The 19,326-nt window shown below is 41.5% G+C and carries 16 protein-coding genes; 3 read left to right on the forward strand and 13 right to left on the reverse strand.

The genetic code is table 11. The annotated features are described in order from the left end of the window. Positions 1-199 precede the first annotated feature (199 nt). The gene (locus tag ODU50_RS03700) at positions 200-1,744 is read right to left on the reverse strand and encodes a peptide chain release factor 3 (RefSeq protein WP_105153537.1); all 1,545 of its coding nucleotides are present in this window, start codon (positions 1,742-1,744) and stop codon (positions 200-202) included. Between the two features lie 236 nt (positions 1,745-1,980). On the opposite strand from ODU50_RS03700, the gene ODU50_RS03705 reads away from it, so the two are divergent. Further along, a complete protein-coding gene (locus ODU50_RS03705; RefSeq protein WP_398581321.1) occupies positions 1,981-4,317 on the forward strand; it encodes a cation-translocating P-type ATPase in 2,337 nt (778 codons plus the stop codon). 29 nt (positions 4,318-4,346) lie between these two features. On the opposite strand, the gene ODU50_RS03710 is transcribed toward ODU50_RS03705, so the two are convergent. The 12 genes from ODU50_RS03710 to yycF form a co-directional block, all read right to left on the reverse strand. Beyond that, the gene (locus tag ODU50_RS03710; protein WP_398581322.1) at positions 4,347-5,045 is read right to left on the reverse strand and encodes a TIGR02206 family membrane protein; all 699 of its coding nucleotides are present in this window, start codon (positions 5,043-5,045) and stop codon (positions 4,347-4,349) included. Positions 5,046-5,135: 90 nt separating this feature from the next. Then, on the reverse strand, positions 5,136-6,497 hold the full coding sequence (gene murF / locus ODU50_RS03715) for a UDP-N-acetylmuramoyl-tripeptide--D-alanyl-D-alanine ligase (protein ID WP_398581323.1): 1,362 nt from the start codon (positions 6,495-6,497) through the stop codon (positions 5,136-5,138). A gap of 363 nt (positions 6,498-6,860) precedes the next feature. Then, positions 6,861-7,529 carry an ABC transporter ATP-binding protein gene (locus ODU50_RS03720; protein WP_024407021.1) on the reverse strand — a complete coding sequence of 223 codons (669 nt, stop codon included), beginning with the start codon at positions 7,527-7,529 and terminating at the stop codon, positions 6,861-6,863. A gap of 9 nt (positions 7,530-7,538) precedes the next feature. Then, positions 7,539-8,615, reverse strand: coding sequence for an ABC transporter permease (locus tag ODU50_RS03725; protein ID WP_167787070.1), 1,077 nt, complete (start codon positions 8,613-8,615; stop codon positions 7,539-7,541). Then, positions 8,616-8,996 (reverse strand): OsmC family protein, encoded by a 381-nt coding sequence (locus ODU50_RS03730; protein WP_044683164.1) that lies wholly within the window; start codon positions 8,994-8,996, stop codon positions 8,616-8,618. 109 nt (positions 8,997-9,105) lie between these two features. Beyond that, a complete protein-coding gene (locus ODU50_RS03735) occupies positions 9,106-10,152 on the reverse strand; it encodes a D-alanine--D-alanine ligase (RefSeq protein ID WP_336375134.1) in 1,047 nt (348 codons plus the stop codon). Positions 10,153-10,256: 104 nt separating this feature from the next. Beyond that, positions 10,257-10,853, reverse strand: a complete 597-nt coding sequence (recR, locus tag ODU50_RS03740; protein ID WP_002935848.1) for a recombination mediator RecR — start codon at positions 10,851-10,853, stop codon at positions 10,257-10,259. Positions 10,854-10,861: 8 nt separating this feature from the next. Next, positions 10,862-12,931: a penicillin-binding protein PBP2B gene (pbp2b, locus tag ODU50_RS03745; RefSeq protein ID WP_398581324.1), complete on the reverse strand. Its 2,070-nt coding sequence runs from the start codon at positions 12,929-12,931 to the stop codon at positions 10,862-10,864. Between the two features lie 91 nt (positions 12,932-13,022). Next, complete coding sequence (gene vga(F) / locus ODU50_RS03750; protein ID WP_032497667.1) at positions 13,023-14,408, reverse strand: ABC-F type ribosomal protection protein Vga(F); 1,386 nt, start codon at positions 14,406-14,408, stop codon at positions 13,023-13,025. 254 nt (positions 14,409-14,662) lie between these two features. After that, a complete protein-coding gene (locus ODU50_RS03755; RefSeq protein ID WP_024410918.1) occupies positions 14,663-15,466 on the reverse strand; it encodes an MBL fold metallo-hydrolase in 804 nt (267 codons plus the stop codon). A gap of 6 nt (positions 15,467-15,472) precedes the next feature. Continuing rightward, positions 15,473-16,822 carry a cell wall metabolism sensor histidine kinase VicK gene (gene vicK / locus ODU50_RS03760; RefSeq protein WP_002935841.1) on the reverse strand — a complete coding sequence of 450 codons (1,350 nt, stop codon included), beginning with the start codon at positions 16,820-16,822 and terminating at the stop codon, positions 15,473-15,475. Next, positions 16,815-17,519, reverse strand: a complete 705-nt coding sequence (gene yycF, locus ODU50_RS03765) for a response regulator YycF (RefSeq protein WP_002935840.1) — start codon at positions 17,517-17,519, stop codon at positions 16,815-16,817. The genes vicK and yycF overlap by 8 nt, the downstream gene beginning before the upstream one ends. Before the next feature lie 193 nt (positions 17,520-17,712). Between yycF and ODU50_RS03770 the strand changes: the two genes are divergently transcribed. Together ODU50_RS03770 and ODU50_RS03775 are read left to right on the forward strand one after the other, a co-directional pair. Further along, entirely contained in the window at positions 17,713-18,474 is a 762-nt protein-coding gene (locus tag ODU50_RS03770; protein ID WP_002935839.1) for an amino acid ABC transporter ATP-binding protein, read from the forward strand. Positions 18,475-18,484: 10 nt separating this feature from the next. Continuing rightward, positions 18,485-19,324 carry a transporter substrate-binding domain-containing protein gene (locus tag ODU50_RS03775; RefSeq protein ID WP_105148283.1) on the forward strand — a complete coding sequence of 280 codons (840 nt, stop codon included), beginning with the start codon at positions 18,485-18,487 and terminating at the stop codon, positions 19,322-19,324. Positions 19,325-19,326: the final 2 nt, after the last annotated feature.

Below are 19,326 nucleotides of genomic sequence, written 5' to 3' on the forward strand. Positions count from 1 at the left end.
GAAGCTGGGCAAGACATCTATGATGTCTTGCCCAGCTTCATGTATTCTATCATATCCTTTTATAGTTATCTTTATCAAGGTAAACTGACTACCGTCAGTTCCTATTCCCAACTAGAAAAGGTCCACTGGACCTTAGCCATTGGTAAGCCGACTCCCGTCGGCTCTCATCTCCCACTAGAAAAGGTCCACTGGACCTTTTCTACATCTTCTCTTCCAACTCCACGTCAGGATACTTGTCCGCGAACCAGCGGAGTGCGAAGTCGTTTTCAAAGAGGAAGACGGGTTGGTCAAAGCGGTCTTTGGCTAGGATGTTGCGGCTTGATGACATGCGTTCATCCAGGTCTTCTGGCTTGATCCAACGGACTGTCTTTTTACCCATTGAGGTCATGACTACCTCGGCATTGTATTCGCCTTCCATGCGGTGTTTGAAAACTTCAAACTGGAGCTGACCAACGGCACCTAGCATATACTCACCAGTCTGGTAGTTCTTGTAGAGCTGGATTGCACCTTCTTGCACCAGTTGCTCGATTCCCTTGTGGAAGGATTTTTGTTTCATGACGTTTTTAGCAGAAACTTTCATGAAAATTTCGGGTGTAAAGGTTGGCAGCGGTTCAAACTCAAACTTGTTCTTGCCTACGGTCAAGGTATCTCCTACCTGATAGGTCCCTGTATCGTAAACCCCAATAATATCACCCGCCACTGCATTTTCCACATTCTCACGGGACTCGGCCATGAACTGCGTCACGTTGGACAACTTGGCTCCCTTGCCTGTACGAGGTAGGTTAACCGCCATACCGCGTTCAAATTCGCCTGAAACCACACGGACAAAGGCGATACGGTCACGGTGACGAGGGTCCATGTTGGCTTGGATTTTGAAAACAAAGCCTGAAAAGTCTTTGTTGAGCGGGTCAATGACGTCCCCTGTCATCGTCTTGTGACCGTGCGGCTCTGGAGCAAATTCCAAGAAGGTATCAAGGAATGTCTGCACACCAAAGTTTGTCAGGGCTGAGCCGAAGAAAACAGGTGTCAAATCGCCGTCTAAAATCGCCTGCTCTGAAAATTCATTACCAGCTTCCGCCAAAAGTTCAATATCATCCAGAACTTGTGCATAAAAGGGGTTAGAACCAAAGAGCTTATCACCCTCGTCCAAGCTTGCAAAACGCTCATCACCTCGATAGAGTTCCAAGCGTTTGTTATGGAGGTCATAAAGTCCCTCGAAGGATTTCCCCATACCAATCGGCCAATTCATTGGATAGCTGGCAATGCCCAAGACTTCTTCCAACTCTTGTAGCAAATCAAGCGGCTCACGGCCATCACGGTCCAACTTGTTGATAAAAGTGAAAACAGGAATGTTGCGGTGCTTCACAACCTCAAAGAGCTTTTTGGTCTGGGTCTCGATACCTTTGGCAGAGTCCACCACCATGACAGCCGCATCCACCGCCATCAAGGTACGATAGGTATCCTCAGAGAAGTCCTCGTGCCCTGGTGTATCTAGGATATTGACACGCTTACCTGCGTAGTCAAACTGCATAACAGAGGAGGTAACAGAGATACCACGTTGTTTCTCAATATCCATCCAGTCAGACTTGGCAAAATTACCAGTCTTTTTCCCCTTGACCGTACCTGCTTCACGAATCTCACCCCCAAAGTAGAGCAACTGCTCGGTAATGGTTGTTTTACCCGCGTCCGGGTGAGAAATAATCGCAAAGGTACGGCGTTTCTTGATTTCTTCTTGTAGTGACATAATGTTTCCTTTTCATTTTTTGTATTTTGATTCATAGCAGGGCTGAGCTCTTATCTTATTCGATTTACATTGGATTCATCCTTATTCTTTACTAGACAACTCTCTTATTATATCGGAAATAAGGGAATTTTTCAAACTATTGAAGAATAGGTCTACAGACCTATACTGTTGTATTATAAATATGTTACAATAAGTATGAGATGTATTCTATATACTAGAAAAAGAAAGATAAAATAATGAACAAACAAATAAAAGGTTTATCAACCAAGGAAGTACAAGAACGTATTCAAAACCAGCAAACCAATCATTTTAAGACAAAGACCAGTGCCAGTAATTGGGAAATCTTCAGACGAAATGTGTTTACATCTTTTAACGCACTCAATTTTGCCATTTTCTTAGCCTTACTAGCTGTTCAGGCATGGTCCAACCTTTTCTTCTTCGGAGTTATTGTCCTCAACGCTGTTTCAGGAATGCTGACAGAATGGCGGGCACGACGAATGATTGACAAACTCAACCTGATGAACAAGGATTTTATCCGAGTTGTTCGCGACGGCGAGACAATCTCTATTGCACCAGAAGATATTGTCTTAGATGATGTTCTCTTGCTGTCTGCTGGCGAACAAGTTCCTAGTGATGCTATTGTTTTAGAAGGTATATCCGAGGCAAACGAGGCCATGTTAACCGGTGAAAGCGACTTGATTGTGAAAAATACTGGGGCTGAATTATTGTCTGGTAGCTATCTAGTTAGCGGACAGATTTATGCAAAAGTCATCCATGTTGGCGCCGAAAACTATGCCAATAAGCTCATGCTTGAGGCGAAAACTCACAAACCTATCGTCTCTCGTATTCTTTACAATATGGATAAAATTGCTAAATTTACAGGAAAAATTATTATTCCATTCGGACTAGCTCTTTTTCTAGAAGCCTTTTTCATCAAACTTCTTCCCTTAAAAGACTCAGTTATTACCAGCTCTACTGCCCTACTAGGTATGTTACCAAAGGGAATTGCTCTGCTAACCATCACTTCTCTCTTAACTGCCGTTATCAAACTGGGAATGAAAAATGTCCTCGTACAAGAAATGTATTCCGTCGAAACACTTGCCCGAGTTGATGTTCTTTGTTTGGATAAGACCGGAACGATTACTCAGGGGAAAATGACCGTCGAAAACCTACTCCCCTTAACCGACCATTATTCACTTGACACTATTCAACAGTTACTCGCTACTTATATCCAGACAAGTGAGGATACTAATTCGACAGCTCAGGCCATTCGAAAAGAATATGGTGATTTAGAGCACCACTATAAAACTAGTCACATCATTCCATTTTCTAGTGATAGAAAGTGGGGAGCAATGACAATAGAAAACATTGGTCGCATTTTTCTAGGGGCACCAGAAATGTTACTAACACAAAATCCTCCTTCTGTTTCTGAGGCACAGGCTCGTGGTTCCCGTGTCCTGATTCTTGCGCTTAGCCAACAGTCCCTTCCTTCTTCTCAAAATCAGCTACCTGAGAATATTGAACCTCTAGCTCTATTAGAAATTGCCGACCCAATTCGAGAAGATGCCGCAGAAACACTAGCCTATCTTCGCTCGCAAGAAGTGACACTAAAAATAATCTCTGGTGACAATCCTGTGACTGTCTCACACATTGCTAAGGAAGCTGGATTTGCTGACTACGATAGCTATATCGATTGTTCCAAAGTTGACGACGAAGAACTAATTGCCAGAGCTGAAACAACCGCCATTTTCGGTCGCGTATCCCCACATCAGAAAAAATTGCTCATCCAAACCCTCAAAGCACAGGGACATACTACTGCAATGACCGGTGATGGAGTCAATGATATTCTCGCACTACGCGAAGCTGATTGTTCCATTGTTATGGCAGAAGGTGATCCCGCTACTAGACAAATCGCTAATCTAGTCCTCCTAGATTCTGAATTTCGAGATATTCCTGAGATTCTCTTTGAGGGACGACGCGTTGTTAATAACATCTCTCACATTGCGCCCATCTTTCTTATCAAAACAATCTACTCTTTCTTACTTGGCCTTATCTGTATCGCTAGTATCGCCCTAGGTAAAGCAGAATATTTGTTAGTTTTCCCATTTATTCAGATACAAATGACCCTCATTGGTCAATTTGTTGAAGGTTTTCCTCCTTTTATCCTAACTTTTGAACGAAATATCCGCCCCGTAGAAAAACATTTTCTCAGAAAATCTCTTCTCTTAGCCCTACCAAATGCTCTCATGGTTGTTCTCAGTGTCCTTATTTTCCATTTAATGCAAGTATTTGGATACTTAAACTTGTATGACATGCAAACACTCTCTTATTATGTTCTTGGTTCAACAGGTCTACTGGCTGTCATTCGTGCCTGTTTGCCACTGACAAAAGCTCGACTGGCTCTTATTATTTATTCCGTTTTCGGTTTCTTCATCAGCTCCCATTTCCTACATGGTCTGATTGAAATTCACCCCCTAAACAGTCACACATTGCCAATCTATTCTGGATTAATGCTTATTTTTATCCCTGTCTTTTTCTGGATTAGCTACAAACAAGGCGCATTTAAAAACTAAAATAAGACTTGAAAAACTAATTTCAAGTCTTATTTTTTCAATATCTGCGAATTCATTTGTTTGCTTTCTTTTTTCAAATAGGCAATCAGCATAGCTTGTATACTCAAAATAGAGAAACAGAGTAGGCAAGTTACCAAGAAGAAATTCAAAGGAATATTATTAGTATTCACTAAGGGTACCTGTCTTAAAAATCCATAATTTCCACCAGTTAAAAGAGCTACTCCTAGAATCAGCATATTCATAATAAGCGTATATTTCACTACCTCTTTCCCCTTCAACATCTCCCCTTCTAAATCAGATAATAGGTACAACATACAATTAACGGTCAAGGCATAGTGGCCAATAACAAAAGTAAAGAAGGTAAGGTGTGGAAAAGCAAACGGGTCAAATACCGGATGAATAAAGGCTGAAAGCGATCCAAAAAGACCCAGATAGGCAAAATAACGTTTCAAGGGCCCAGGCTTCGCCCAAAGAATAAAGAGCATGGCCAAGCGACAATGATAAAAAGGAAGACTCTCTGAAAGAGGAAAATCAGCTACGATATACCAAGTATAAAGGGAGACAATCTGTATAAATTGAAGCCACCAAAAAACAATATGAAACCATCTTTTTTGATAACAACGAAAACAAAGATAGAGCATGAAAAACCAAATAATCATGAGAAACAGATGTTCCAATACGTTCAGGTTCGGTGCTTCAGAAATCTGATTGCTAAAAAAATCACTCATCTTTACTAAATTCCTCTCTTTTCTCAGAAGTTAGTATATCAACTTTTCGATATTTTGACAAGACTTGCTAAAAAGAGAGGTCTTGCCTCTCTACTTTTCTATTTCTTCAACCACTTTTCCAAGTTTCATGGAATTGGAGCCTTTAAAGAGGATTTGATCTTGTGTTCCTAGGACTTCCTTGACTTGTTTCACCAGATTTTCAAATTGGTCCTGCTCAGCATTTTTCCTAAAGAAATAGACTTTTCCAATTGGGAACATCTGACTAGCCAACTGAGCCAGGCCTTCAATATCCTGACCATAGAAAATGACGGTATCTAGCACATCAGGCGACAGGCTCAGAATCATCTGATTGTGGAGGTCAACCGACTGGCTACCCAGTTCTTTCATGTCTGCTAAAACCGCGATTTTCTTGCCGCCTTCATTGGCTGGAATGCTAGAGAAAGTTTCCAAAATCAATCGCATGGCCGTTGGGTTGGCGTTGTAGACATCGCTGAGAATGTCTGCTCCGTTGGCTGCCTTCTTCCACTCGGTGCGGTTGCGGGTCAAGTTAAGACTGGCTAGGGCTGACTTGATTGCCTCATCGGACACACCCAAGATTTTGCCCACATAGCTTGCTACCATGGCATTGGTGGCATTGTACTTGCCTGTTACTGGGAGGAAAATGTCGCCGTCCATAAAGTTGACGGTGAAGGTCAGGCTATCTTTTGACTCGACCAGACTGGTCACCTGCAAATCTCCCTGTTCACCAAAACGAACGAGATCCACTTGGCTCGGCAAGAGCTTATCCGCAATCGGATCTGCTGGGATCAAGAGTTTACTACCTGGCTCCATTCCATCTGCAATCTGTAATTTTCCTTTGGCAATTTCTTCTCGTGAACCGAAAAATTCCAGATGGGCTTCTCCAAAAAGGGTAATCACTGATAGGCTTGGTTTGGCAATTTCAGACAGGAGATGAATGTCGCCCAAGTGGTCCTGCCCCATTTCCAAGACCAGTTTTTCTGTATCGTCAGGCATATGGAGGACGGTGTAAGGCAGACCAATTTCGTTGTTATAGTTGCCCTGTGTCTTGTAAGTCTTGTAAGTCGTCGCTAGAATATCGTGAATCATGTCCTTGGTGGTCGTTTTACCGTTTGAGCCTGTCACAGCAATGACTTCTACCCCTGTTTTCTCTAGGTAGTAGGCCGCTAATTGTTGAAGCGCAGCCAAGCAGTCATCTACTAGGATGTGAGGAACATCAAGGCTGACTTCCGAAAGGGTTACTGCGCAGCCATTTTCAAAAGCTACAGGAATAAAGTCATGACCATCACGCGCACCCTTGAGGGGAACAAAGAGGTCGCCAGTTGTAACGAGTCGACTATCGAACTCGACCTTGTTGAGTGCTGTATCGGGATAAAGACTAATATCATTTTTTGCGCCCAAGACCTGAGCGACTTCGTGTAAGGTTAATTTCATTGTTTTCTCCAATAAACTAGAGGCTGGGCTCAAGCCCAGCACCGTTTCTCAAAGTTTGTGTCAACATCTCAGCGCAGTGGTTGATTGGCTTTAACAGTCCAGTGGACTGTTAAAGGTTGGAGATAAGATTTGCGAAGTAAATCACAGCAGTTCGTATTTACACTCCAAATCTGTCCTCTACGGCTGATGCGAACAGAGTTCGCTCCATTTCCAACCTCCAACTGTCTCCCAGACAGTTGGAGCTGTACGGGGGTGGGAGTAAAATAGTCCAGCGGACTATTTTAGCCCGAACCTACTGTTTGAAAGTGAGGGAAACTCTTCTTTGAATGTTTGAGTTCTTTCCCGCTCCCATTATACCACTTTTTATCGAACTTGAGTGAGGACACCATCTTTCATCTCATATACCTTGTCGCATTTTTCAATCATGCGCTGGTCATGCGTTACCATGATGATGGATTTGTTTCGTTCTTTGGCTTCCTTAGCTAATAACTCAACCACTTCAAAAGCACGATTACTGTCTAGACTGGCTGTCGGTTCATCAGCTAGAATCAAGGCTGGATCATTGTAGAGTGCACGGGCAATAGCTACACGCTGCCGTTCTCCGCCTGACAAATCCTTAGGGAACTTGTTTTTGAGATGGTCCACACCCAATTCAGATAGAAGTTCGTTTCGCTTGCTCGGATCAGCTTTCTTATTGACCTTATCAACCAAGGTTAATTGTTTTTCGACTGTTAAAAAGGGGATCAAATTGGAAGCCTGCAAGACAAAACCAATGTCCTTATAGCGCAATTTGGCACGTTTTTTCTCAGGTAAATCAGAATAATCCGATTGATTGATTAAAACACGACCTGTTGTCGGCGTTTGTAAACCACCTGCCAAGGTCAAAAATGTTGACTTCCCAGAACCAGATGGTCCAATGATGGCAACAAATTCGCCTTCTTCAATGCTAAAATTAGTCGGTTTAAGAGCTGTAATGGTTTGACTGCCATCTTGGAAGGTCTTACTAATATTTTCAAAAATAAGTGTTTTCATAACAACCTCCTAAGATAGATTTCGTAATGGATCTACCTTAAAGATAGAACGTACAGAGAAACTAGCACCCAATAGGGCAAATACAACTAGTGCTAGGCCGATTGCAATATAGAAGGTCCAGTTATTCTCAAATGGAACAGCACTTGGCAAGACAAGGGATGACAAATAAGTTCCAGCCAATCCAAGGACGGTTCCCAAACCAGCAAGTAGGAAGGTTTGAGCCAGTACAGAACCTGAAATATAGCCATTTGAAAGACCTTGAATTTTCATCAAGCCAAAAATCGGTGATTTCTGTGTTGTCAAAACAAAGATAAAAATACCAATAACAATGGCTGAGATGACAATCAAGAATCCTATCATAAATCCAAAGGTCATATTTTGTGCCTTATATCCTGGCAGATTTTCAATAAAGTCTGCAACGGCAACTTTTTCCAGCTCATCTGGTACAGAAGCGACATCTCCACGAACGACAATGGCACTGGCAAGATTACTCGTTGCTGCTTGTTGTTTATCAGCCTGCATCAATTCTGCAAACGCCGTAATGTCCATATAGACAACAGGCGCCACTCCAAAATAAGCATTGTCTGTATAACCTACAATGGTCACTTTTTCATCAGTTCCCGACAGATAGACTTCATCACCTAGCCCAAATCCTTCTACTTCTGACAAGGTTTTGTCTACAACGACTTCTCCCGTTTTTTCATACAAACGACCTTCTACAATATTTGGGATGATAAAACTATCAGACTCAACGGCAAAGATGTTTACTTTTTCTTTTTCATCTGAGGTGGCATTTTCATCCACATAGGCAACTCCAGCTTGTTGGCGAATCAAGGCCTTGTTACCAGCGTCCACCTGGTCAAGCAAGGCTGTATCAATTTTTGAAGCTGTAATCAAACGATTACTTTCTGAATTGAGCAAGACATAATCTGCTTGCCATTTATCAACTGCTGTCCTGTTTTCCTGCATGAGGCCATAAGCCAAACCTGTCAGGAAAAAGACCAAGTAGGAAATCAGGATTAACAAACCTAAAATCAAGCCGTAACGCAACTTATTTTGTCGCATTTCTTCAATTGCTAAAAACATCTACTCCACACTTTCTAAGACATAAAAACTTGTCTCAAACTTCAAGTCTTCCCTCAAAAGATCTTTGACTTTACATTTCTTTTCCACATAGGCAAGAATCTCTTTCTGCTTTTGCGCTGAAACCGACTCTCCAATTCCAATCAACACCTCAAAATGCTGATTGTCCAAGCGACTCTCCACCTGAACAGGCATGGTTTTATTGCCTTCTTGGCTGGCATAGTAGCCCTGCACACACATGGTCACACAGGCAGCTAAGCCAATGTTCACAAGGCTTACGGGAGTTTCTCCCTGCTCTGTTACACCAAAAGTATGAACTGGTTCTCCATAACCTTGAGAAACTGCCTGAAACAGACCTTCCCCTTTTACCGTCGTTTGATACATAAACACCTCCACATATTTGAAACCATTCTATTCTTTTTTGCAAACCTTTGCAAGAATGTGAACTAGAAAAAGATTGGAAATTTTCCAATCCTTTTCATTTTCATTCTCATTAAATCAAATGACTTTCACGTTTTTCAAACATTTCCTTGGCCAAACGAACAAGCTCTTCAATCAAATCTGGGTAAACAAGTCCCATATTATCCCAAAGGAGTGGATACATGGACCACTGGGTAAATCCTGGCATGGTGTTGAGCTCATTCAGGAAGATGTCTCCGTCTTCAGTCAGGAAGAAATCACAGCGAGAAAGGCCACAACCACCGATAGCACGGAAGGCCTTGGCAGCATTATCCCGCATGGTATCCATGATAGACTCATCAATCTTAGCTGGGATTTCCATGGTAATCTTGTTGTCGATGTATTTGGCATCGTAGTCATAAAAAGCAACGTCTTTGACTACTTCGCCAGGAAGTGTGGTTTTCACGTCAGCATTTCCCAAAAGACCAACCTCAATCTCACGCGCATTAACACCCTGCTCAACGAGGACACGGCTGTCATACTTAAAAGCCAAATCAAGCGCCTTACGCAAGCCAGCTAAATCCTCAGCTTTTGAGATACCGACACTTGACCCCATATTAGCTGGTTTTACAAAGACCGGATAAGTCAATTTTTCTTCAATCTCTGCAATCTTATCGTCGATAGTTTCACCCTCGATAACTGCCACATAAGGTACTTGGGAGATTCCTGCTGATTCAAGAACACGCTTGGTAGTGATTTTGTCCATAGCAACGCTGGAAGACAAGATATTGGTACCAACATACGGCATACGAAGCACTTCCAAGAAGCCTTGAATTGACCCGTCTTCTCCCATTGGTCCATGAAGAACAGGGAAAACGACTGCCTTTTCTTCATAAATATCGCTCGGACGGATTTTTTGCTCTTCAACAATTGTCGCGTTTGTCATGAGTTTTTCATCGGCAGACGGTGTTTGAGAAAACTCTTGCGTCTTAATAAAGTCCCCAGTTTGTGTGATGAAATAGGTTTTGACAAAAAATTTATCATAATTGATGGCACGCATGACGCTTTCGGCAGACAGAACGGATACCTCACGCTCTGCAGAACGCCCACCATAAAGTAAAATCAAGGTTTCTTTTGACATATATTTTCCTTCCTGTATCAACGCTATTACTCTTAGTATAGCATAATTTAACAAATCATATCTATCCTATCTTAAAATTAGGAACGTATCTAACTACAGAACAGCTATAGCTCTGTACGATTTTCAATAGCCCTCAACAGGGTCACTTCATCTGCATATTCAATATCACTGCCTACCGCTAAGCCACGAGCTAGTCGGGTTACTTTGATTCCCGCAGGTTTGAGGACACGTGAGATATACATAGATGTAGCCTCTCCATCTGCTGTTGCATTGGTCGCCACAATAACTTCTGTAACCTCATTGTCCATCAGGCGAGTGAGGAGGGTTTTCAAATTAATATCATCTGGTCCGATACCATTCATGGGAGAAATCAAGCCATGCAAGACATGATAAAGACCATGGTATTCTTGAATATTTTCCAAGGCTGTAACATCTCGACTATCCTCTACAATCAAAATAGTAGATTGGTCTCGCGTTGAGTCCTGGCAAATGGCACAGGGGTCCTGATCTGTCAAATTACCACAAATAGAGCAATAAGATAGGTCTCGCTTGGCTGCCAATAAATTTTTTGCAAACTCATTAACGACATCATCCTCCATGCCAATAGTATAAAAAGCTAAACGGGTAGCCGTTTTTATACCGATACCTGGCAATTTAGAATAGCTATCAATTAACTTGGCAATAGGTGTAGGGTAAAGCATAAGCCTCCTTAATTCATTGGATAAAGTGAATTGTATAAATTAATGATTTCTGTTGTAATTGCTTTTGTTGTAGAATTTTCGTTAGTCAAGTTTGGAAGTACGACTGCAACTGCGATTTGTGGATTATCACTAGGTGCATAGGCAACAACGTTGGTATTTACTGCAGTTACTACTTCACCTGAAGGAGTTGTAGTATAAGTTTCGGCAGTACCAGTCTTGGCACTGATGGTCACGGCCGCACCACGACCGATAGCACTACCTGTATTAAATCGTCCTCCACCATTTACAAGTTGATAAAATCCTTGACGAAGGAGAGCCATTTCATCAGCTGAAATATTGACTTGATTCATCTCTTTACCAGAAACTGTTTCAATCAAATCTCCCAATCCACCTTGGGGATTATTTCCATAGATACCTTCTACAAGATGAGGAGAAATCCTTTTTCCATTATTTGCTACTGTCGCTACATATTGAGCCATCTGCATCGGTGTATAGTTATCAAACTGTCCAAATGCATTCATAATAAAGTTTGCGGTGGAATATTCTTCTGGTAAGAAACCTGTTGATTCAAGTGGTAAGTCAATTCCTGTTGACGCACCTAAACCATACTCTGCAAAAGTCGAACGAAGCTTAGTCATGGCATTTGTCAATGTATCGCCATCATTCAAATACATGTTAGCTGAGTAGGTCTGACCAAGTAGTCCCAAAGCAATCTTAACCATGTAGACGTTAGAAGAATATTCCAGAGCCTCTGTCGCATCAATATTAAAACTACCATAGGCCCACCAAGATGTAATTGGTGCTGAACCTGCAAAATAAATCGGTTCATCTAATAATACCTGATTTCCTGAGATAATGCCATTCTCCCAACCAGATGAAATAGTTGCACCCTTGACAATAGAACCTGGTGTAAAGACGCTTGTGATGGTGCCAAGAGCATCTTCGGTAATGGTACTTGAGCCTTTTTCGTGACTATATCCTGACATAGCAAGCACTGCACCTGTAGAAGGATTTAATGCAACTGCATAAACACCTTCTGAATAAAGTGCACTTCCTGTTGACAACTCACTCTCAAAATATTTTTTTAGAATCGCATTGACACCATCTTGAAAGGCTAAATCAATAGTCAGTTTAATATTATTTCCCTGCTGTCCTTCTTGGATTGTCTCAATACTTTCGACATTGCCATTTCTATCAAGGTTGATTTGTTTTTTCTCACGTTGACCTTGCAATACTTCTTCATATTGTTTCTCGAGGTAGGCAGTTCCCACACGGTCATTTGATGAGTAGCCCTTGGAGAGATAGTATTCCGCATCTTCAGCAGGCAAACCAGCCTGTTCACTCGTTACTGTACCAATAATAGAGCTGAGAGAAGTTGGTAAAATCGTCCGTTGCCAGTTGTTAGTTGTTGAAATGCCTGGAAGTTGACTTTCATTGGCTACGATATGAGCAACTTGTTCAGCAGTTAGAGTATCTGTTACCAAATTAACAGTAGAGAAGTAAGTAGCTCCATTCATCTGCTTAAACAATTCAATCGCCTTGCTGTCTTGCTCAGAATATTGCAATGCTTCAGCAGGGATACTATCAACCGCATTAGAATAAATTGTCGATTCACTCAGGTAGTTGCCATCAGAATCGTATTTTTTATCTTCTGGCAAGGCCTCGACTACCTGACGATAAACTTCTTCATCCGCTAAATAATAGTCAGCCTTGTCACGTTGAGTAATTGTTACGTCCGACACATTGACCCACTGCAAGAGTTTATTAGCTACTTCTTTCATTTCTTGAGCAGACATCTTGTTGGAACGTGTGAAGGAGACAACCTGCTGAATCTCGTTTTCAACCAAAGGTTTTCCTTGCGCATCGTAAATCTGCCCACGGATAGAGCCATTGCTAATGATTTTCTGACTGGCAGTAGACAGCTTATTACTATAAAAATCATGATTGATGATCTGCATATCTGCCAGACGCAATATCAAAACTAGGAAAAGGAAAATCACGATAGAAAATAAAATATTTAAACGAAGGGAAATAAAATTTCCATCGTGTTCCAAAGGCTTGTTCTTTCTTTTTTTCACTTCAAAGACCTCATTCTAGAAATATCCTTCTTATTATACCACAGGCAAAAAATATTTTTTAGACAGAGCCTCCTTTTCAGAAAATATTTTCTTATGATTTCTTCACGAGACAAGCTTGTACTATCTCCCATTGACTGTGAACAGATGTTTCCACAAACTGTTGATCATGGGAAACCAAGAGGACACTTCCTTCATATTCCTTCAAGAATGTTTCCAAAGCTTCAATAGCTGCCATATCTAGAAAATTTGTCGGTTCATCTAATATCAAAAGATTTGCATCCGCCAACAATACCTTAGCTAAGGAGAGACGAACACGCTCACCACCAGACAGATTTGCTACCTTCTGCTGAGCCTTATCGTAAGAAAGTCCTAACATACCTAATAAATTGAGAATCGTCATCTTATCTTGAAGAGAGGTACAACTAACATTTTCAAAAGCAGTCTTTTCTTCATCAAGGTTTATCAAATCCTGTGCAAAATAAGCAATTTTTAACTTAGGATTATAATAGCCTGCCAATTCTTTCCTTAATAATTTTCGGACAAAACTGGTCTTTCCAGAACCATTCGCCCCCACTAAGGCTAACTTCTCTCCAAACGTCATCCCTATCTGAGGAAAATCAAATAGATACACTTCATCCATCAAAACTTGACCTGCTTGCAAAAGAAATAGTCTATGTAAATCAGTATCTAAGGCCCCTTTTGATTCCATTTTAATATGAACCTCCCTTCTGGGCTGACTAACCTTTTCCAACCTCTCAATCCTTTTCTCTAACTGTTTAGCAGACTTCGCCATAGACTTGGCTTGACTATCATAGGACCCCATCATAGCACTAACCTTCCACTCTGAGGAAGAAATACCTTTCTTTTTCTTCCCCATCTTCTGAGCCTTGACCTGACGCTCTTGTTGGGCTTTTTTTAGTTGAGCGACTTTTTTCTGATAGGCTTCATAGGCCTCCTGCTGCCCTTCTCGCCTAGCCCGGCGACTTTCTACAAACGCCTCATAATTCCCTGTATAGACCTGAATACTTCCTTCTTCTAAATGCCAAATGTGACTGGCTATTTGATTGAGAAAATACCGATCATGGCTTACAACCAGTATACTCCCGCGATAGCGTTTAATTTGTTTTATTAGCTTTTCCTGGTGTTCTTGATCCAGATTGGCAGTCGGTTCATCCATGATTAACAACTGTGGTCTTTGGGCAAAAGCCTCTTGAATAGACTTCCAAACCTGTTCCCCACCTGAAAGCGAGCTCCTTTCCTGTAACTGGGGTACATAGGCCCAGTCTGCTTTTACCTCAATCTGACCAGCAAAATCCCTATCCAGTCCCAGTAAGATTTTCAAAAAAGTAGACTTGCCAACACCATTATTTCCAACCAAACCAACCTTTTGACCAGCTTGAAGGCTCAACTGCTTGATTGAAAACAAACTACGTCCCGCAAATTCCTTCTCTAATTGAATACATTTTATCATTTCCATATAGACCTCTTTTCTTCACAAAAAGGGCCCCTATTCTGCTCAATGAACAAGAAAAAAGCCATGCAAAACATGACCTTTTCCTATGGAAAAAGTCACATGAATAGTAAGCCCTTATGAGCAGTATTATCTCTTGTATTATCGGTTAATACAACCTCACTACAAGTTTTAAGAACGACTAATAAGCAGCTTAATTATTCATGTAACTTCACCTCACGTATTTTATATATTTATTCTAAACAAGTTCAATGAATTTGTCAAATCTTGGTCAAGGGAGTCGCTGTATCTGGCGATGTGTCATAGACTTGAAAATCCACTCCAACTCCAAAATCAGCCTGAGCCAACTGATTAACCATGGTCATGTGAGCCAATTCCTTGATATTGTTTTCCTTTGACAAATGCCCTAGGTAAATCTTTTTTGTCCGATTTCCCAACGAGCGAATCATGGCGTCAGCACCGTCTTCGTTACAAAGGTGGCCCTTATCTGACAAAATCCGTTGCTTCAAATTCCATGAATATGAACCTGAGCGCAAAATTTCAATATCATGGTTCGATTCAATCAAATAAGCATCGGCATTTTCTACAATTCCAACCATGCGGTCACTGACATAGCCTGTATCCGTCAACATAACAAAGGATTTGTCATCCTTCATAAAACGGTAAAATTGCGGACAGGCCGCATCATGACTGACACCAAATGACTCAATATCTAGGTCGCCAAAAGTCTTCATAGCACCCAATTCGAAGATATGTTTTTGAGCCACATCAATCTTGCCCAATTTGCTCTCCATAGCCTGCCAGGTCAATTCATTGGCATAAATATCCATCCCATACTTACGTGCTAAAACACCGATACCATGGATGTGATCGCTATGTTCATGCGTTACCAGGATAGCATCAATATCCTCAGGCTTTCGATCAATTTCCGCCAAAAGACTGGTAATCTTTTTCCCTGATAAGCCAGCATCCACTAAGATTTTCTTTTTATCTGTTTCTAGGAAAAAACAATTCCCGCTGGACCCCGAAGCTAAAATACTATAATTAAAACCTTTTCCGATCATATTCTCCTATTCTTCCTCATCTGAATCATCCCACTCATCTAGTGCGATGTCCTTGCTGTACGGCAAGACAATTGTAAACGTTGAGCCATGACCATATTCGCTTTTAGCCCAGATAAAGCCCTTATGTTGTTTCACGATTTCTTTTGCAATAGCTAAACCAAGACCTGTACCGCCTTGAGCACGAGATCGTGCCTTGTCCACGCGATAAAATCGGTCAAAAATTCTAGGTAAATCTGCTTTCGGAATCCCCAGACCTTCGTCTGAGACGGATACAATCAACTGACTATCTGTGGTCTTCATGCTGAAGGTAATTGTCCCGCCATCTGGCGAATATTTAATGGCATTATTTAAGATATTATCCAAAACCTGAGTCATCTTATCTGTATCAATCTCAACCCAAATAGGACTGATTTGATAGTCACGAACAATCGTATAGACCTTATCAGAATCAGCATTTTTCATTTGGTCAAAACGGTTAAGAATAAAGGTCACAAAAGCAGTAAAGTTTATCAGTTCAACATCTATCTGACCAACTTGATTATCAATACGCGATAAGCTTAGGAGATCTGTAATCATCCGCATCATGCGGTTGGTCTCATCTAAGGATACCTTAACAAAACTCGGTGCAACAGACTCCGTCAGCGCTCCCTCATCCAGAGCCTCTAGATAGGATTTGACGGAAGTCAATGGCGTACGCAATTCATGACTCACATTTGACACAAACAGCCTACGTTCCCGTTCTTCCTTGGCCTGCTCAGTCATATCATGCAAGACGACAACCAAGCCAGAAATCAGACCACTCTCACTACGAATCGTGGCAAAATTAGCACGTAAAGTCAAAAATTCTTCGTTTTCATTGGTGTGATCAATCACAATCTCAGGTGTCTGAGCCAACAAATCTCTCAATGTATAACGGTCTGATAAATCTAAAACCTCGAGCAGGTGATACTGCTCCTGCTTTTGGCTAGAAAGCCCCAACTGTTTCTGGGCCATATCGTTAATCATGATGATCCGTCCGATACGGTCTGTAGCAATAACACCGTCACTCATATAGGACAGGATGGAAGTCAGACGCGTCTTTTCTTGTTCTAAATTATCATGAGTTAAGCGGATGACCTCGGACAGATCATTAAGAGAATTCGCCATATCTGTGATTTCAGGACTTCCCCTCATGTCTAACACATCTGCATAATTCCCCTCAATTAAGGCATTGACTTTTTGATTGAGTTGTTTAATTTGCTTATTATCCCGATAGTTTTCAATCAAAAGGACCGTCAGAGCAATTAGAAAGCCAATCAAAATGACAACAAACCAAAATTCTGCCGTGGTCATTAAATAACGTAATTGATTAATCATTTCCTTTTATAAAATATCCCACTCCGCGACGAGTAAGAATGTATTCTGGTCTGCTTGGTGCATCTTCAATTTTCTCACGCAGACGACGAATCGTTACATCCACCGTGCGGACATCACCAAAGTAATCATAACCCCAAACTGTTTCCAATAGATGTTCTCGAGTCATAACCTGACCTAAGTGTTTGGCCAGATGGTGGAGCAATTCAAACTCACGATGGGTCAGCTCCAGCTCTTTACCATGCTTCTTAGCGACAAACGCATCAGGCAGAATGACCAAATCGCCAATCACCAACTCTGGAGTTCCTGTTGACTCAATATTTGTCTGCGTCTCTGCCAATTCACTACGACGAAGAAGAGCCTTAACACGCGCCTGTAATTCGCGATTAGAGAAGGGTTTGGTCACATAATCATCCGCCCCGATTTCAAGCCCGATAACCTTATCAAATTCGCTATCTTTAGCAGATAACATCAAGATTGGAACATTGCTGGTCTTACGAATCGTTCGAGCAACCTCTAGTCCGTCCAATTCTGGCAGCATCAAGTCCAAAATGACAATGTCAGGAAACTCAGCCTCAAACACTTCCAAGGCTTCACGTCCATCGAAAGCTGTCACAACTTCATATCCCTCACGAGTCATATTAAACTTAATAATATCTGAGATTGGTTTTTCATCATCTACAATTAATATTTTTTTCATTAGTATCTTACCTTTGTTTTATTTCTTCTATTATATCAAACTTACCTAAAAAATTCATATTTCAAAACCATCTGACACAGTTATGTCATATTTTATAACATACAATGCATTAAATTGTCAGAATTTACTTGACATTGTATATAGGCAATGCTAAGATGGGAATACCTAAAAAACACTATGCAAGGAGAATTTTATGGCTTTAGTAGAATTTAAAGATGTCAACAAATACTATGGCGACTACCACGCCCTACGCAATATCAACTTGGAATTCGAACCTGGACAGGTTGTCGTTCTCCTTGGACCTTCCGGATCCGGAAAATCTACTCTCATTCGCACGATTAACGGTTTAGAGGCAATTGATGAAGGAACGCTCATTGTCAACGGACATGATATTTCCTCTACTTCTATCAAAGAGCTCGTATCACTTCGCAAAGAAGTTGGTATGGTTTTCCAGCATTTTAACCTTTACCCACACAAAACCGTGTTAGAAAATGTTACTTTGGCACCTATTAAGGTTTTGGGAATCGATAAAGCTACGGCTGAAAAAACCGCTCAAAAGTATCTTGAGTTTGTTAACCTCTGGGATCGGAAGGATTCCTACCCTGCTATGCTATCCGGAGGCCAAAAACAACGTGTCGCCATCGCTCGCGGCCTAGCTATGAAACCTGAACTTCTACTCTTCGATGAACCAACATCTGCCTTGGACCCAGAAACTATCGGCGATGTACTTGCAGTTATGCAAAAATTGGCACGTGACGGAATGAACATGATTGTCGTAACACACGAAATGGGCTTTGCCCGTGAAGTAGCTGATCGCATCATCTTCATGGCTGAGGGAGAAGTTTTAGTTGATACAACAGATGTGAATGGCTTCTTTGACAACCCGACAGAGCCTCGTGCCCAACAATTCCTCAGCAAGATTATCAACCACGAATCTGACAAAGTAAAACTCTAGGAGGAAGTCTATGGATAAGAAAAAAATCAACATTTTCTTTGCAATTAGATTATTGGTCTTCGGACTTATTCTTCTCGTTTTCGCAAAACAACCAGTAGCTCAAACAGAAACACCCGCATCCATTACCAATAGTGATCAAGTTCAAGCTATCATCGATAGGGGCGTGCTCCGCGTCGGAGTGAAACAGGACGTTCCTAACTTTGGCTACAAAAACCCTGATACTGGTGAATTTGAGGGAATGGAGATTGACATCGCTCGCAAAATTGCAGACGAATTAGGGGTGGAGATTGAATTTACCCCTGTTACAGCACAAACTCGCGGACCACTGCTTGATAACGGTCAAGTCGATATGGTCATCGCAACTTTTACCATCACCGAGGAGCGCAAGTTGCTCTACAATTTCACAACTCCTTACTACACAGATGCCGTTGGCTTCTTGGTCAATAAGGATAGTGGAATCAAGACCTTTACCGACCTAGATGGAAAGACAATCGGTGTAGCTCAGGGTTCCATTACACGCACCCTCATCTCTGAACTAGCAGATAAGTATGGCATTTCAGTAAACTTTGCTGAACTTGGTTCCTATCCTGAACTTTCCGTATCCCTTAGAGCACATAGAACCGATGCCTTCTCTGTTGACCAATCCATTCTATCCGGTTACATTGGCTCAAAATCTGAACTCATGGACTTTAGCTTCTCAGCTTCTGACTATGGAATTGTTACTAAATTATCTAACAAAGACCTTAACGACTACTTAAACAGCCTGGTTGAAGAATGGACAGCTGACGGTAGTCTTCAAGCCATCTATGATGCCAATGGCCTCAAACCAGTCACAGAAACTGACGAATAGAA

This window comes from Streptococcus sp. 2020WUSS084, from assembly GCF_044427445.1.
GTDB classification, from domain to species: domain Bacteria; phylum Bacillota; class Bacilli; order Lactobacillales; family Streptococcaceae; genus Streptococcus; species Streptococcus suis.

Excerpts from the sequence above, each read along its gene's own strand:
- ODU50_RS03700 (WP_105153537.1), bottom strand. The coding sequence starts at position 1,744 with ATGTCACTACAAGAAGAAATCAAGAAACGCCGTACCTTTGCGATTATT.
- ODU50_RS03705 (WP_398581321.1), top strand. The coding sequence starts at position 1,981 with ATGAACAAACAAATAAAAGGTTTATCAACCAAGGAAGTACAAGAACGT.
- ODU50_RS03710 (WP_398581322.1), bottom strand. The coding sequence starts at position 5,045 with ATGAGTGATTTTTTTAGCAATCAGATTTCTGAAGCACCGAACCTGAAC.
- murF (WP_398581323.1), bottom strand. The coding sequence starts at position 6,497 with ATGAAATTAACCTTACACGAAGTCGCTCAGGTCTTGGGCGCAAAAAAT.
- ODU50_RS03720 (WP_024407021.1), bottom strand. The coding sequence starts at position 7,529 with ATGAAAACACTTATTTTTGAAAATATTAGTAAGACCTTCCAAGATGGC.
- ODU50_RS03725 (WP_167787070.1), bottom strand. The coding sequence starts at position 8,615 with ATGTTTTTAGCAATTGAAGAAATGCGACAAAATAAGTTGCGTTACGGC.
- ODU50_RS03730 (WP_044683164.1), bottom strand. The coding sequence starts at position 8,996 with ATGTATCAAACGACGGTAAAAGGGGAAGGTCTGTTTCAGGCAGTTTCT.
- ODU50_RS03735 (WP_336375134.1), bottom strand. The coding sequence starts at position 10,152 with ATGTCAAAAGAAACCTTGATTTTACTTTATGGTGGGCGTTCTGCAGAG.
- recR (WP_002935848.1), bottom strand. The coding sequence starts at position 10,853 with ATGCTTTACCCTACACCTATTGCCAAGTTAATTGATAGCTATTCTAAA.
- ODU50_RS03755 (WP_024410918.1), bottom strand. The coding sequence starts at position 15,466 with ATGATCGGAAAAGGTTTTAATTATAGTATTTTAGCTTCGGGGTCCAGC.
- vicK (WP_002935841.1), bottom strand. The coding sequence starts at position 16,822 with ATGATTAATCAATTACGTTATTTAATGACCACGGCAGAATTTTGGTTT.
- yycF (WP_002935840.1), bottom strand. The coding sequence starts at position 17,519 with ATGAAAAAAATATTAATTGTAGATGATGAAAAACCAATCTCAGATATT.
- ODU50_RS03770 (WP_002935839.1), top strand. The coding sequence starts at position 17,713 with ATGGCTTTAGTAGAATTTAAAGATGTCAACAAATACTATGGCGACTAC.
- ODU50_RS03775 (WP_105148283.1), top strand. The coding sequence starts at position 18,485 with ATGGATAAGAAAAAAATCAACATTTTCTTTGCAATTAGATTATTGGTC.